16 protein-coding genes are annotated in these 15,472 nt (G+C 29.7%); 11 read left to right on the plus strand and 5 right to left on the minus strand.

From position 1 onward, the window contains the following. Positions 1–6: 6 nt before the first annotated feature. The 3 genes from ACUUYC_RS02455 to ACUUYC_RS02465 all read left to right on the plus strand — a co-directional run bounded on the left by ACUUYC_RS02455 (position 7) and on the right by ACUUYC_RS02465 (position 5,402). Positions 7–1,647 carry a serine protease family protein gene (locus ACUUYC_RS02455; RefSeq protein WP_474263452.1) on the plus strand — a complete coding sequence of 547 codons (1,641 nt, stop codon included), beginning with the start codon at positions 7–9 and terminating at the stop codon, positions 1,645–1,647. A 4-nt stretch (positions 1,648–1,651) separates the two neighbouring features. Then, positions 1,652–4,585 (plus strand): nSTAND1 domain-containing NTPase, encoded by a 2,934-nt coding sequence (locus tag ACUUYC_RS02460; protein WP_474263454.1) that lies wholly within the window; start codon positions 1,652–1,654, stop codon positions 4,583–4,585. Positions 4,586–4,841: 256 nt separating this feature from the next. After that, on the plus strand, positions 4,842–5,402 hold the full coding sequence (locus ACUUYC_RS02465) for a Crp/Fnr family transcriptional regulator (RefSeq protein ID WP_474263456.1): 561 nt from the start codon (positions 4,842–4,844) through the stop codon (positions 5,400–5,402). 51 nt (positions 5,403–5,453) lie between these two features. On the opposite strand, the gene ACUUYC_RS02470 is transcribed toward ACUUYC_RS02465, so the two are convergent. Genes ACUUYC_RS02470 through ACUUYC_RS02490 form a run of 5 tightly spaced genes read right to left on the minus strand, consistent with a single transcriptional unit; the run spans position 5,454 to position 8,759 of the window. Further along, a complete protein-coding gene (locus ACUUYC_RS02470) occupies positions 5,454–6,305 on the minus strand; it encodes a DUF5777 family beta-barrel protein (protein WP_474263458.1) in 852 nt (283 codons plus the stop codon). Positions 6,306–6,330: 25 nt separating this feature from the next. Continuing rightward, positions 6,331–6,876, minus strand: a complete 546-nt coding sequence (locus ACUUYC_RS02475) for a YceI family protein (protein ID WP_474263460.1) — start codon at positions 6,874–6,876, stop codon at positions 6,331–6,333. Positions 6,877–6,891: 15 nt separating this feature from the next. Next, complete coding sequence (locus tag ACUUYC_RS02480) at positions 6,892–7,248, minus strand: cytochrome c family protein (RefSeq protein ID WP_474263462.1); 357 nt, start codon at positions 7,246–7,248, stop codon at positions 6,892–6,894. Positions 7,249–7,252: 4 nt separating this feature from the next. Beyond that, on the minus strand, positions 7,253–8,422 hold the full coding sequence (locus ACUUYC_RS02485) for a hypothetical protein (protein ID WP_474263464.1): 1,170 nt from the start codon (positions 8,420–8,422) through the stop codon (positions 7,253–7,255). 16 nt (positions 8,423–8,438) lie between these two features. Next, on the minus strand, positions 8,439–8,759 hold the full coding sequence (locus ACUUYC_RS02490; RefSeq protein ID WP_474263466.1) for an FMN-binding protein: 321 nt from the start codon (positions 8,757–8,759) through the stop codon (positions 8,439–8,441). 328 nt (positions 8,760–9,087) lie between these two features. On the opposite strand from ACUUYC_RS02490, the gene ACUUYC_RS02495 reads away from it, so the two are divergent. The 8 genes from ACUUYC_RS02495 to ACUUYC_RS02530 all read left to right on the plus strand — a co-directional run bounded on the left by ACUUYC_RS02495 (position 9,088) and on the right by ACUUYC_RS02530 (position 15,342). Further along, positions 9,088–9,369 (plus strand): DUF6787 family protein, encoded by a 282-nt coding sequence (locus ACUUYC_RS02495; protein ID WP_474263575.1) that lies wholly within the window; start codon positions 9,088–9,090, stop codon positions 9,367–9,369. 17 nt (positions 9,370–9,386) lie between these two features. Next, the gene (locus ACUUYC_RS02500; protein ID WP_474263468.1) at positions 9,387–9,644 is read left to right on the plus strand and encodes a hypothetical protein; all 258 of its coding nucleotides are present in this window, start codon (positions 9,387–9,389) and stop codon (positions 9,642–9,644) included. 1 nt (position 9,645) lies between these two features. Beyond that, the gene (locus ACUUYC_RS02505; RefSeq protein WP_474263470.1) at positions 9,646–9,909 is read left to right on the plus strand and encodes a hypothetical protein; all 264 of its coding nucleotides are present in this window, start codon (positions 9,646–9,648) and stop codon (positions 9,907–9,909) included. Between the two features lie 58 nt (positions 9,910–9,967). Further along, complete coding sequence (locus ACUUYC_RS02510) at positions 9,968–10,366, plus strand: DUF2147 domain-containing protein (protein WP_474263472.1); 399 nt, start codon at positions 9,968–9,970, stop codon at positions 10,364–10,366. Positions 10,367–10,372: 6 nt separating this feature from the next. Then, positions 10,373–11,326 carry a sterol desaturase family protein gene (locus ACUUYC_RS02515; protein ID WP_474263474.1) on the plus strand — a complete coding sequence of 318 codons (954 nt, stop codon included), beginning with the start codon at positions 10,373–10,375 and terminating at the stop codon, positions 11,324–11,326. A 62-nt stretch (positions 11,327–11,388) separates the two neighbouring features. Beyond that, on the plus strand, positions 11,389–12,570 hold the full coding sequence (locus ACUUYC_RS02520) for an aromatic ring-hydroxylating oxygenase subunit alpha (protein ID WP_474263476.1): 1,182 nt from the start codon (positions 11,389–11,391) through the stop codon (positions 12,568–12,570). A gap of 95 nt (positions 12,571–12,665) precedes the next feature. Beyond that, entirely contained in the window at positions 12,666–13,742 is a 1,077-nt protein-coding gene (locus ACUUYC_RS02525) for a 2Fe-2S iron-sulfur cluster-binding protein (RefSeq protein ID WP_474263478.1), read from the plus strand. A gap of 286 nt (positions 13,743–14,028) precedes the next feature. Next, positions 14,029–15,342, plus strand: a complete 1,314-nt coding sequence (locus ACUUYC_RS02530; protein WP_474263480.1) for a ComEA family DNA-binding protein — start codon at positions 14,029–14,031, stop codon at positions 15,340–15,342. Positions 15,343–15,472 lie beyond the last annotated feature (130 nt).

Here is a 15,472-nt window from a genome sequence, read left to right on the forward strand (position 1 = left end):
ATAAATATGGATAATCTCTATAAAAAATATGTAGTAAAAGTTAATAGTGGAAGTGGATGTTTAATCCAACCTTCCTCTAATAATAAATTCACATATGTCATAACAGCAAAGCATGTTCTTGGAAAAAAAGGTATTAATACAATTACTACTGTTAATGGTAATAAATTAAAAATTCAAGAAGTATATTATCATAAAGAAATAGACTTAGCTTTGATTAAGGTTGACTTTATTGATGATGTTAATCTATTTATATCAAATTCAATAAAACCACAAGCATCATTATTTCTTTATGGGTTTCCAAATAACAAGAAACAAGATGATGTAAAAGTTAAGAAATTCCCAGGCAGTCTTATAGAAAAACAAGACGATTATTGGATATTTCTACCAGAACATTATACTGAACAGGATGATGTTGTAGGTTATTCGGGATGTGGTGTTTTTCAGGAAATAGAAGAAAATATCTATTTATCTGGAATAGAATATGAAATGGATTCAGAACAAGATAGACAACAAGGTAGATTAAAATTTTACCCTATATTTCGTGTAAATGAAATCATAAAAGAATATGGTTTAACTGAAATAGATTCAAAATATATAAGTGATTCTAAGGAGTTCATCGGGAAGTCAGATAGTCAAAAACTTAAAGAGTTTGCTAATAACAGGCATTTAAAAACAATATTTAAGGAATTATCTAATGGAAAGTATATAAGTACATATTATAATCTACCACCATTTTTTCTGGGCAATATAATTAAAGGGTTTGATGTAGGTGAAGAAGTAGAAAATTACTCGGAGAATAGAGTTTTCGGATCAACTAGGTATCAACTTATAAAAAATTACTTTTATAGTTATTTGGATTTATGTAGATATTCTATATTATCGATCTTATGGGATGAAATCAACAATGAATTATTAAAGAATTCCAAAAATAAAATTTCTGATTTATTAAAACCATCTATAGATTATAATATAGAAGACATTCAGTGTTTATCTGACCTTTGCAATCAAATTTTAACTATATATGGTAACAGAATAGAAAAGAAATTTATTCAGCAACTATTGCCTTCTATTGATTTGTTCAAAAATGGGGCTTCATTATACGAATCTTCACTTGATGATACTAATAAAGATGAATTATTATGGAAATCAGAAAAACTGCTTCATAGGTTGCTTAAAGGTTCTTATTTTTTAAACAATTATTATGTGAAATCTATCCACTCAAGATATTACTTAAAACATAGAACAGGTGAAAAAGAAATATATAAACTAGAAGAACTTTCAAATGGAAAAGTAACTATACAAGAAGAAGAAATTATCAATAAAAACTTTATATATATACACTCAGTTTATTTATGTGAAACACAGAGTGATAAAACAATAGTTATTAACCTTAGTCCGTTTTATTTTGATAAAAACTCATTTGATTCAAAAGCTAGAAAAATTGATTTATTTGTTTTAAGAGAAAAGTTATTTCTTAATGATAAGATGGAATTTGTATTTAAACCAGTATATGATCCTAATATTAATGATCCTAATGATCCTATAACCTTACCTGACCCTAATGTATTAGGAAATAATGAATTAGAAAGACTGGAAGCCAAAAAGATATTTAAACAACTTTCACATTTTGTTGATTCATTAAACTAATCATATGAAAACTAAATATCAATACAGTTCGCCTTTTAATTACTTAAATTCTTATGAAAAAGAAGATAAACAACTCTTTTTTGGTAGAACAAATGAAATAAAAGAAATTTTCAACCTTTATAAGAAAACAAATTTAATTATTCTGTATGGAAAATCTGGAACTGGTAAGAGTAGCTTAGCGCAATGTGGTTTAGCAAATAAATTTAATGACTGGAAATCTATAACGATACGAAGGAAAGATAATATTATTGATTCATTTTTTGATAGTCTAACTAATTTATTTGGTGAAAAATTTAAAGATACTCTTGAAAATCTTTTCAAGGATATTACAGATAATAATTCACAATCTAAGAAAGGGCAAAAATTTGATCCCGAAAAGCTGAAGAGATTTGATATGTTGCTGAATGAAAAAAAAGAAACTATTTCATATACTCCTTTTTTTATTTTTGATCAGTTTGAGGAATTGTTTATTGATGGAAACAAAAACGAAATAAAAAATTTTAGTGTACTACTTTTACTCATAAGCACTAATGTTACTTTTTCTAATAATTTAATATGTATTCAATCCGAATTCTTTTCTAATTTATTGGTGTTTGAAAAATATTACTATCCAAATATATTGGATTTTAAATACTTTATAAATGATCCAAATAGGGATAACACAAGAGAAATTTTAGGCAAGACTTTCCAGTATTTTGAAATCAATCAAATAACCGTACAAGAAGGTGAACCTTTAGAAGAAATAAGTGAAGAAGTTAAGAATAGAAGAATCGATAAAATCATTAACTATTTAGAAGAAAATAATAAAGTACATCTTCCTTTTCTTCAAATTTACTTAGATAAATTATATACAGAAGATTTTATTAGAACATATCCAGATGATAGCGAGTTACTACTGAAACCACAAAATATAAATTTTAAAGAAAATCCACTAGAATTTACGGATACTGAGATAGAAAACTACGGAAGTATAGAGCAAATACTGACTGATTATATTCGAGGTATTAATGATGCTTTGATTGTAAAAAAAAACAGTATTTATGGAAATGAGCATCGGGATACAGTCATCAAATTTTTAAAATACTTTGTTTCTGAACAAAACACAAAAAAGACAATTCCATTTACTACTGTAAAAAAAAGCAAATCAAGTTATTATAAAATCAATAATGAAGAGCTTCAAACTAAAATAGCTCAAAAAATATGGGGAAATATTCCCTCAAAGTTTGAACAATCATTAGCAGATATTATTGAAGAATTACTAAAAGCTAGAATATTAAAAATAAAAGGGGGTTTTATAGAATTATCACATAATTTACTAGCCAGAATCATTAATAAAATTTCTATTGATGAAGACATCATCGAATATTATAAAAAACATTTTGATTCTTCATTTCAAACTTATATAAAACAAAAAGAGGATGAAGTTAAAAAATTGAGTTTTTTAAACTCATCTTTGGTTAAAAGTATTAGAGATGATATCAATGTAATTATTGGGAGTGATTCGCATAAAAAAGAAAAGTGGGATTTTTGGAAGCTTAGTAAAAAAAGAGTAGAAAATCGAAAATTCAAAGAATACCTGATAAGTATTTTATTTGTAGGTATTATTTTAATAGTAACATATATTGTAATTATTTCGAATAGTGAAAATACTCAACTTAAAAATGAAGTAGAATCATTAAAAATAAATGCTAAAAATATTCGAAATATAAATGCTGATATTAATTCAACTAAGACATATGAAAATAATGATTTAACAGAGAAATATAAAGCTTTTTCGAAAATCGTTTCGAAAATAAATAATGATGATAATTTGAAACTCACTAAAGATTTTCCACTCCTTTCTAAGGAATATTATGAGTTATTTTTAAATTATAATATTAGACCCTTTTATTTTCAAACACTTAATCCTAAAGAATCTGTTTCAAAAATAAGTGTACAAAAACTAGAGTATGATAGATACATGATTATAGCAAAATCTAATAATAAATTACATACAAAGGAAATATATCTTACTACAAAAGATAATAATACCGACTGGAGTATTTATGAGGGAGTTGAAGCTTATTCTTTGTATAAAAAAACAAAAAAAGACACACTTAAAATAGTATTCTCAAAATCTAATGATTTGTATGAAAAGAAATTAAATATAGATAATACGAAAAAGATTAAGCTAAACCCTAAAGTTAAAAACTTAAGTGCTCTTACCCATCTTAGAAATTATACTTTTATAGGCTTATCTGATGACAAAAAAAACATCTATAAAATTAATACTGAAAAAAAGATATCCGCTAAAAAAGAAATGAAACACTTCAAATTTAGTAGAGATTCAACAATAAAGATTGGAACTTTTAATTTTATAAACACTATTGATTCTGATTCTATTTTTTTTATTGCTAATGTAAATAATGAAAAACCCTACCTTTTAAAATCAATAGTCCCTAATGGAGATTTTAACTTAACTTATAAAGCCAAAGACACTCTAAATTTATCTAATGTAAAACCAAATTTAAAGCTAGAAGAAATTAAAGGAGTATGCGCTAATAAGAGACGGATTTTTATAGCTTTAAACCGTTTCGTCTATGCGATCAATCTATCAAATTTTAACGATAAATCTGTGTTTAATAGTCCTTTACTAACTATTGGGCAAGAAACAAGAATTGAATCTATTCATAGTAAGGGAGATAACTTGATTATTGGTGCTGAAAGTGGAGTTGTGAAAATATATGACATCTCTAATCTTGAGTCAATATTTTTAAAGAAAGAACTCATAGGTCACACAAAATCAATAAATAGTATTTCGTGGCTCGATAATGAAGATTTAATAGTTACTTCATCAGAAGACGGAACGGTAAAAATTTGGAATATAGCACCAATTGAAAAAGCATTGAACTCGGAAGAATTTAAGAAAGAAGTCGATAAAAGAACTTTTATGAGATAAAAAGCTACAGATATTAAAATTCTAACTTTTTAACAACTATAAATCAAAAACTTAGTATAAAACTGTCCGCTCGGGTATAAAAACAAAAACCTGTAATCTTTTAAATTACAGGTTTTTACAATTTTTGTGACCTAGACAAGATTCGAACCTATACATATGATTACTAAAATCTCTTAAGTTTCTGTTGCTAGTCCAGAAAAAATATGGATTTATAAAAATATAGTTAAAAGAATCGCTAAATTGAAGCCTGAAAATTATGAACTCATTTCTACAATATATTAAATTATACATCTCTCTTTCTGAAGAAGCAGAAGAAGAAATTCTCAATCTAGTTTTAGTTGAAGAAGTTACAAAAGGACACCTTTTATTAGAAGAAGGAAAAACCTGTGAACGTCTTTATTTTATAGCAAAAGGAACTGTTAGAACCTTTCATTATCAAGATGGAAAGGACATTACATATTGGATTTATCCCGAAAATATGATGATTACTTCATGGCATAGTTATATCTTAAGAAAACCTGCCTCCGAATATATTGAAACTACTGAAGATTCTACGTTGATATCATTGACTTATAATCAATGGCAAGAACTATACTTGAAACACTCTAAATTAGAACGTTTTGGCAGACTAATTTTAGAGGAACAAATGTCTTTACTGGATGATTTTTTTAAGGGATATTATTTCTTAACAGCAAAAGAGAAATATGAATTATTGGTAAGTGCTTTCCCTTCTATAACGCAACGCGCAAATTTAGGGCATATCGCTTCTATGTTAGGAATTTCTCAAGCAACACTTAGTAGAATTAGAGGAAAATAAAAAAGGCTTTTATATTGCTATAAAAACCTTTGCAAAACAGTTGTTAGGAGGTTAAAATACGCGAACAATATTAAATCCGAAATAAACATCTTCAAACCATTTCCCTTCTGCATTACTAATAAATCCAGGCTCATTGGTAGATTGTGCATTAGAGAATAATAATTGGAATACATGTCCTCCAGTTTCTATATCTAAACCGATAGTTAATGGATTTGAGTATATAGAGTTTTCATGTCTACTAAAATTATAAACATAATCTAAATTTATTGACATTCGCTTGCTTAATTTCATTCTAGTTCCAGCTCCTAAAGCAATTTGATTGTGTTTTTGAAATGGTTCTAAAACTAAATTTTGACGAACGAAAGTTGGTGCTAATTCAAAAGAGAATTTATTACTAAAACGTCTTGAAATAAGTAGTTGTGTTGCATAACTCATACGATCTCCAAATTTTAAAAAAGGAAACTGGTCTTTACGTAAATCGGTTCTAATATTTGCTGTCGCATAACCAACAATGTTTACAGGAAAATCTTTAGATTGTCCTTTCAATTTCACTTTTACATGTGTAGCATACGTTTTCCGAATGGATTCTCTAGATAACCCAACCTGAACTCCATCATAAACTCCATAAACCAATTGTATTTTAGTGTTTGCATTGTCAAAACCAAAAAAAGTAGTGAGTCCATCTTTTAGACTTCCAAATCGGTGTGAAACATATAAGTATAAATCTTTCTTCCCAGCAACTTTTGTAGATTGTAAATTACCTATTTTCATAGCTTTAAAAGCTGGTTGTTCAAAAGATACTTCTTTCGCTTCTTCTTCTAATTCATTCAATAAATCATCTTGAGCAATTAAAGAATTACAGCCTAAAAATATAATTACTATTGCTAATACACAGTTTTTCATTATGCTTTTATTTAATAACTGGTTGCTATTTTTTCTCGATAAGTTCATAATTCAATTTTAGTTGAATAGCATTTGCTATTTTATTGCTAACAATACTTGGGATTTCAATATCAAAATCTTTTGGAGACACTTCAAATTTGGAGGTCAACATTATTTTATCAGCTGCTTTTTTCAAATGAACAACAGTTTCAACTTCTTTAGTTTTTCCTCGTACAGTTAATATGCCTTTGAGTTTATATTCTTTTTTTATTTGTGAGATAGAAGCCATGTCAAAATCTATAATCTTTCCTTTAAAAGTTGCTTTAGAAAATTTATCTGAATCCATATAATTTTCATTAAAATGTTCTTCCATTAAAGCAATTTCAAAATGAAAAGCTTTAACAAAGAGCAAAGCAGCTATAGTTCCATTTTTAGTATTTAGTATTACAGTTGTACTCCTATTAATGGCTTCTACAGGTTCAAAAGCCTCTACAGAAGCTTTAAATTCTGTTTGTCCAGTTTTTGTGAAGTATTTTTGAGCAGAAGCATAGCTAGTAATAAAAAGCATTAGTAGTATTCCTATTTTTTTCATGTAATTGTTTTTAAATTAATTTTCAGGAAAACCATCAGTTACCCATTTGTCCATTATTTGTCTTACTTCTGGAGTTACCAAACCACTTGGAGGCATTGGATTTGCGGCATTATTCATACGTTGAATTAAATTTCCCATCTCAGCAGAAAAACGTGTATTTTGATAATTAGCTAAATCCAATCCAGCATTTGGCGCCGGACCAGCATGACAGGTAATGCAGTTATTAGTCATTATAGATTGGACATCAGACTGATACGAGATAGTTCTAGTGATAGGCGGCAATAAAGATGGATCGCCTTCATCTATAATTGCTGTTGTGCAGCTTTGCAATAGTATTAAGGTTAAAGCAGGTATTATGAATCGTTTTGTCATGCTTTTAATTTTGAACATTAATGTTATTTATTGTGATTTGCTGCTGTTCTGAAGGATTTAGTGTTATCATACGTTGTGTATGTGTAATATCGCCTTCAGAAACTGAGAAGTCATTATTAGAATCAGCAACAACTGTTACATAATAAGTCCCTGGATGCATATAAGTCATTAAAAAATCATCTTCTCCTTCTGATAAGATTGGAAAATGTAGAATTGTATCGTACGCATCAAAATCAGAAGTAAAATAACCGTTCTCATCTGTAAGTGGATCTCTAGAGAGATACAAGAGTAAAGTTTGATCGTCAGGAATATCTCCTCTATCGATGTCAATTTGAATATAACCCAAACTTGGATGATCTGTAATGATATATGGATCGCCTGATTGTGGCGCTAGTTCAAAAATATTATTAGTTTCCTGTACTGCTAAAAATGTAGATGAATTGGCTTCTGTAATTCCATCTCTTATATAGAAGTATTCCTCCATAAACCCTTCAGCAAAATCCAATCCTACATCTACAGTATTCTGCGGATATCCTATTGCAGTAGCAGCTTCTTGTGCTAAATTTTCATGCATTCTTTTACCTTTAAATGTCATATGCCTATTAGGTATACGACCACCTAAATTACTGGTGTAAGAATTAAAATATAAGCTATCAGTATTATTTGGAAATCGTAATTCCATATACATAATTCCGTCACCTCCTTTAGCATCTACTAATCTATAATAACGTCCATTATCTCTATCTTCTACTTTGTCCATAACAAAATAGCTTGTTCTATAAATACCATTTAATAAACCTCCATTACGTGCCATAATAGTACGCTTGCCTTTATAGTTTGTAACAAAAAATGAAGTCAATAAATTACCCGCAGAACCACCTTCGTGAATTCCAAATGTATGAGATGGAGAAATTGCTCTATAATCCCAAGCAAACCATGGATATTCTTGGTTTATAACTAAATTAGTCCCAACCCAATGTCCTTGCATTTTTTCCATAAAATCAAATCCATCCGATGTAATATCAACAGGATTAACGGCAGTTGGACCAGTTGGATTAGGATTTGGAATAGATCCGCTTGGTCCTGCAATATTTCTAATATCATCAGTAGCGCAGCTTAACATCAATATTGATAAAAGCGTGCAAAAGCTTAATTTTTTAATTGTTTTATTCATAATAAATTATAGTGTTCTAATTACGTGTCCAAATTTCTTTTAAAGGTTTTTGCATGATATAAGTAATTACTTCTAAAGTATCTTTACTTATTAAAGTAAGTGTTGCAGTTTTGTTTGAATTTTCAGTTTTTGTAGCTCCAGAAATAGCATCTACATAAGCGCCATCTTTTTCTTTTACATTGTTGAAAAAATAACTTTTGGGTTCTCCTTCTTTATATTTATATTCCGTTGTATTATCATTGTAATAAATAACGACTCCTTTAATTGTATCATCCTCTTCAAGAATTTCACAAGTAGCCTTATAAAATTTACTATCAACCTTCCATAAACCTATCATAGGATTCTCCTTTTTAGTGCAGGAAAAAAATAATATCATAATACTTATTAAAATTGCTTTTCTCATGTTGAATACTTCTATACGACAAAACTAAATGTCATGTAAAATCTTTTTTTTGATCTATGTCAAAATCATACACGAAAACCTTTTATTTATCTTTTTTGATTTAAGTCAAAACAAAACTTTAAGTCGAAGTATAGTTTTGCTTTTGATAAAACACAGACACATGAAACGAGCATATTAAAAAGTTTCTCTCCCAAAGAAATGATTAATAGCGAACAACATGTGACCATTGAAAAACAATAAACATAAACACATGAAAAAATTAATGACACGTTGGAATATTGAAAAACCTTGGCAACTGATTGTCATATTCTTTGTATTCTCTATCACAGGTTCATCTTCCATAGCAATCGGAAGGCCTATCCTGAAGGTTATAGGTATCACATTAGATAATTTAAACCCATTTATATACTATCCACTTTTTATCTTTCTAAGCTTTATATGTTATCAACTATTCTTAGTCGCCTACGGATGGCTATTTGGCCAGTTTTCCTTTTTTTGGAATATGGAAAAGAAGATGCTACGTAGATTTGGAATAATTATTTAACATTCATACATTTAAACATGAAGACAACAACAAAATGGAGAACTATAGTTGCACTCATTCTAATGTATATAGCAATACTAATGAACTGGGAATGGGCTTGGGGAGTTTTATTCTTATTTTGGGTAATTCCTGATATTTCTTCTGGAGTAACTTATTTTATTGAGCCAATTTCAAAAAAAGAAAATCAAGTATTATATTGGTTTATTATAGTTAGTTGGATTCTAATGGCGACTTATTCGCTTTCAACTTTAGTTATAGATTATAATTACTATTAATATGAAAAAATGGAAAACCTTTCTTGCTTTAATTTTAATGTTCCTTGCCATTATTTTTAATTGGAACTGGTTTTGGATCATCTTTTTATTACTTGGTTTTATTAATATTTTAAAAACTGGCACAATTCATTTTGTAGAAGAAGTTTCAAAAAAAGAAACACCAAAGTTATATTGGATCATGATAGCGGTTTGGTCACTATTAATTTTCTACTCTGTGTATGATTATATTATTGATAATCCTGATTTCTTTGAGATTTTGACTTAAGTCAAAAAATGGAAATGATATGATGATGATCTTTGTAATCAAATTAAATTAGTTTATTATGAAGTACTTAAAATTAGTTTTCACGTCACTTTTACTCTTCTCAATTGTCACATCTTGTGCACAACAAGATAATATTATAGGTGTTTGGAATGTCAAAAATGATTATTACCAAGCTGTTTACGAAATCGAACAACTAGAAGCTAAGTTCATTGGAAAAATACATTATTATAATGATGGAACAACTGAATATAAAGGCAAAAACAAAAAAGAAGATTATTTTTTAACGAATGTTACTCCCAAGGATCGAACCTATGTGAATGGAAAAATGTACTTGCCAGGCGGAAGTTATTACGAAGTTATTTTTAAAATGATAGACGCAAATACACTTGAAGTAAGCATGACAGTTGAAGGACAATTGTATAAAGAAACTTGGAAAAGACAATCTAACTATAACTAAAATAACATGAGCAACACACGATTAATAGTTTATAGTATTGCTATTATAGCAACCATCGTTGGAATTCCACATTATGTGGCTGAGTATTTAAATGTAGCTGTGTTAAACACAGATTTGGTAGATTACTTTTTTTATGCATTTAATGATTTAAGTGTAATATATATTATCATTCCATTTTTCATCATTGAATTACTTCGCTATTTATATTTAAAGCGATTAAATAAAGATGTACTCCTTGATTCAGTAGCTAATGTGCTTACTGTTTTTGCTTTTCAGGCAATAGAATATATTCTTGGCGGATTATTTATCTTAAAACTATACACATTTGCTTCAGACTTTTCTATTCTACCACAATTACCAATGAATTGGATTACTGTTGCTACTGCCATATTATTAGCTGATTTTTTATATTATTGGGAACATCGATTGATGCACAGAATAGGAATTGGTTGGGCAACACATACAGTGCATCACAGTTCGCCACATTTTAATATGTCTGTAGCTTATCGTTTTGGACCTTTAGATGGTATTTTCCCCTTACTATTTTCAATTCCTGCTGTGTTTTTAGGTTTCAATCCATTTTTAATGTTTGCCGCAGAATTATTTGTACAAACGTTTCAAGCTATTTTACATACAGAAATGATTGGAAAGCTTCCAAAACCTATTGAATACATTTTCAACACGCCATCACATCACAGAGCACATCATGGTTCTAACAAACAATATTGGGATAAAAATTATGCTGGAATTTTAATCATTTGGGATCGCATCTTAGATACTTTCGAAGTTGAAGAAGAAAAAGTAATCTATGGAATTTCTGAACCTTTAAACAGTGTAAATCCAGTAAAAGTATTTTTTCATGGATTAACCAGATTGGCAAGAAAACTTGGAAAAGTAAAAGGTATTAAAAACAAAATATTAGTTTTTGTAAAACCTCCAGATTGGATGCCTGAAGAATAAAAAAACATGAAATTAGTACTTGGTATAATTATTTTGGACAGTTATAATTTAGAATATTTAATATGAAAAAGGAAAGAATGATGCATGCACTTCCTGTTACAGCGTATACATCTCAGGAATGGTTTGATTTGGAAATGGAACACATCTTTAGTAAAACTTGGCAATTTGCAGGTTTAATAGAAGATGTGGCTAATCCTGGAGATTACATTTCTATACAAGCAGGATTGAATAATATCTTTATTGTAAAAGGCCGTGATAATCGCTTACGCGCTTTCCATAATATGTGTCGCCATCGCGGAACGCAATTATTAAGAGCCGTTGGTAAAGGACAAAAAGCAATTACTTGTCCTTATCACGATTGGACATACGATTTAGAAGGAAAATTAATCAGTGTTCCAAAAAAAGAAGAAGAATTTCCTAGCTTATGTAATAAAGAATTGCATGAATGCGGTTTAAATCTTCATGAAGCATCTGTAGATATATTTAAAGGAATGTTATTTGTGCATCCAGACAAAGATGCTCCCAACATCATGGAATATTTTGGTGCTATAGAACCTCATTTAGGTCCACATATCCCTGAAGAATTAGTAGAATATAAAGAAGGAATATACACGAAAGAAATAAAATCAAATTGGAAAATTGTAATTGAAAACAATATTGATCACTACCATTTGGCACATTTACATGAAGGTACACTAAACATGTACGATCATGCCAAAGCAAAATATGGTTGGGAAGGACCACATTATTGGTTTTACGAACCTTTAGTAAAAGAGTATATGGATGATTTTAAAAATGCATCACCTACACCATTAATCGATCACATACCAGTTGATAAAATAGGCGCTTATGTACCTTGGTTTTTTCCAAACATAGGACTTGCCGAAAGTGAATCATCTTGGAGCACGTTTCATGTAATCCCTTTGGCGCCAGACAGAACATTGGTTACATTTCGTACCAAAACTGCAAATGCAAGCGAATGGGGATATACCAAACAGGCGGCAAAATCTGCTATGAGTAGTGTATGGAGTAAATATGGCAACAAAGGAAAATACGAAGGCGATACCAGTGATCCAATGGCGTCAGGAAATTTTATGGAAGAAGATATTTATGCCTGCGAGCAACAACAAAAATCGTTAAGTTCTCCAATGTTTAGTATCGGAGCGCAAGCACAACGAGGCGAATTTGCCGTAAGCAAGTTTCAAAGTGTTGTGAAGGAATGGATAGAAAAACATCGTAGTTAATATCTGGGCGTTCCCATAAAGGTCGGGCTTTCACTACTCGCTCTCTTCGAGGAGCTCAAACAAATCGTTCAATCCCTAACGCAAACGTTTAAACAATGAATACATTTCACCAACTAAAAGTATTAGAAGTCAAAAAAGAAACTGAAGATTCAACATCAGTTGCATTTGATGTACCTTATGAATTATATGACACTTTCACTTATAAACCTGGTCAGTACTTAACTTTAAAATTTAATATAAATGGTGAAGAAGTACGACGTTCGTATTCCTTGTGTAGTTCTCCCGTTCTAGAAGAACCTTTGCGTATTGGTGTAAAACGTGTAAAAGAAGGATTGGTTTCTAATTATATCAACGACAATCTTAAAGTTGGCGACCTTGTAGAAATTATGCCACCAGATGGACGTTTTTTTGCAGCACTAAAAAAAGGAAATTACAAAACCTATTATTTGTTTTCAGCTGGAAGTGGCATTACTCCTATTCTATCGATATTAAAAACTATTCTGCTAACAGAAGAACGCAGTTATGTACACATGATTTTTGGAAATAGGAATCAAGAATCCATCATGTTTAAAGAGGAATTAGAAAAATTACAACATGAGTATCAAGATCGTTTTATATTGATTCATACGTTGAGTCGTCCCAAAAGTAAATGGAGTGATTTATGGAGCACATCTAAAGAACAGTCTTTTAGAAAAGGGCGTGTAGATACTGAAGCCATTGAATGGTTTATCAATGAATATCCGCCTTATGCGCAAAATACTGAGTACTACATCTGTGGTCCGGGTACAATGATTGAGAACACAAAAAAGGCTTTGAAGAATATGGATGTTCCAGATGAACGCATATTCATTGAAAGTTTTGGAGGAAATGATTCAAAAGATACTACAGTTGCTTTTGAGAATGCAAAACTAACAGCACATCTTAACGGAGAAAATATTCAAGTGTCTATTCCGAAAGGAAAAACCATTCTAAGAACACTCATTAATGCTGGAAAAGAACCACCATATTCTTGTGAAGGCGGCGTTTGTTCTACTTGTATATGTAAACTTGAAAACGGTAAAGTGCACATGAAAAAGAACCTTGCTTTAAGTGATGAAGAAGTAAAACAAGGGTACATTTTAAGCTGTCAAAGTATTCCTCTAACTGAGGAAATTGAAATCGTTTATCAATAAACATTAGTTATTAAAATCATTAAAAAAACAACTTCAATCATTGTCTTAATTTCTAGAAAATGATCAATTATTCATTTTCAACACTCCTATAGTTTTGTTTACATAAATAGATTTTACACCTTATATGTAATTCGTAATCAAATACTTGTTATTCGTCCCATAAAGTCATTTTGTGTTTTCATTTTAAATACTTTAGCCTTCATAAAACTCCCACACTTTTACTCCACACGAATTACTTTTTTGATACTAGCCATCTAAAAAATAATTAATCCTTAATTAAAAAAAGATGAAAAAAGAATTAGGAAAACGCAAACTTCTTGCCTTTTTAAATTTAGAAGATTTAACAAATGAACTTATTGACAAAGCTTTTGAAAAGGAAGGTAAAGACATTGGAAGCACGTTAGGTGAAAAAATTATTCAGCAAAAAGAAATCTTTGGAAAATTTATTGATCTTGAATCAATACTAAATGTTTCAGGAATTGGAGAAACTCGACTTAACATAATGCTTGAAGCAGCCGTTGAAGGCAAACTAGATGAGTTTCTTCCAGATGAAGATGTAGTGCCAAATTTATTAGTGCTACCAAAAGTAATTCGAACTATAGGAAGTCTGTTTATAGGACCAACATGTACATCAATAGCAAAAAGATTAGAGCAAAGTGCAGCTGCTGTAGATACTGTGGTAGAGTTTCTTCCAAAAATAAAACGTTTTGCCAACGATTTGAGAAACGCAGCAACAGTTATCGAAAAAGGAAAAGGACAAATTTCTTTAACAAGTATTAATGAACTTTTAAAAATTCCAGATATAAATTTAATTTTAAAACAAGTCCCAGAAGAATTTCATGAAGATTTAAAAATTTACAATCAGCAAGTTCAACGTCTTGACGAAGCATTACAGCAGTATGAAAGTTCGCAATGGTTAAGTCAGTCACAATACAAAGCGGATGATGTACTTTACTGGATCATTGGACCTAATGCAACTGAAAATTTTGAACCCATCAAATCGCTTGGCTGTAGAATAGTAGAAGCTGCTTTATTAGAAGCTGGTATTTTATTAATAGGAATTGCACATCAGTTAGAAATTTTGATGAATCCTGTATTTTTATTACTAAATGACCCTGAAGAGGAATGCACATTAGGAGACATTAGAGATTGCTCTGCCATTAAAACTATATTTGTACCAAAAGGACGTGATGTAGATGATGCTAAAGACTTTAAAAACGCACTCACTTTCTTAAAAGTGTTTAGCGTTATAACTCCTGGAAAAACTTTATCTCCTGGTGGAAAAAGCATGATTCGAAAAATTACGAAAGGATTAGATAAAATTAAAAAAGCTGCTGACAAAAAATTAATAGGTATGAACGGATATTCTGTCTTTGTATTATTGGAATATGAAGAATGTATAAGCCGGTTTTTTGGCAAAAACTATTGGGGTGAAAAGACAAAAGTTGTCGAAGTAATGCCGCCTAATGGAAAAAGACATCCAATAGGAGACAAAGGATGGAAAAGAACTGTAATTGAAAACTTAGGAAAAAATATAACGAAAACAAAAAAGCAGTTTAAAGAATTTTCAAAACTAGCGGAGAAACAATGTCCTAAATAACCAGTATAACAATACATCTCAAACGTATTTTTAGTCAAAGAAAGTCAGACATTAATGTTTGACTTTCTTTGGTTAATCGTTATTAAAAGAAATTAGAAATCCTAAAAACAACATACAATCAACATAATAC

This window comes from Kordia sp. E (assembly GCF_056033805.1).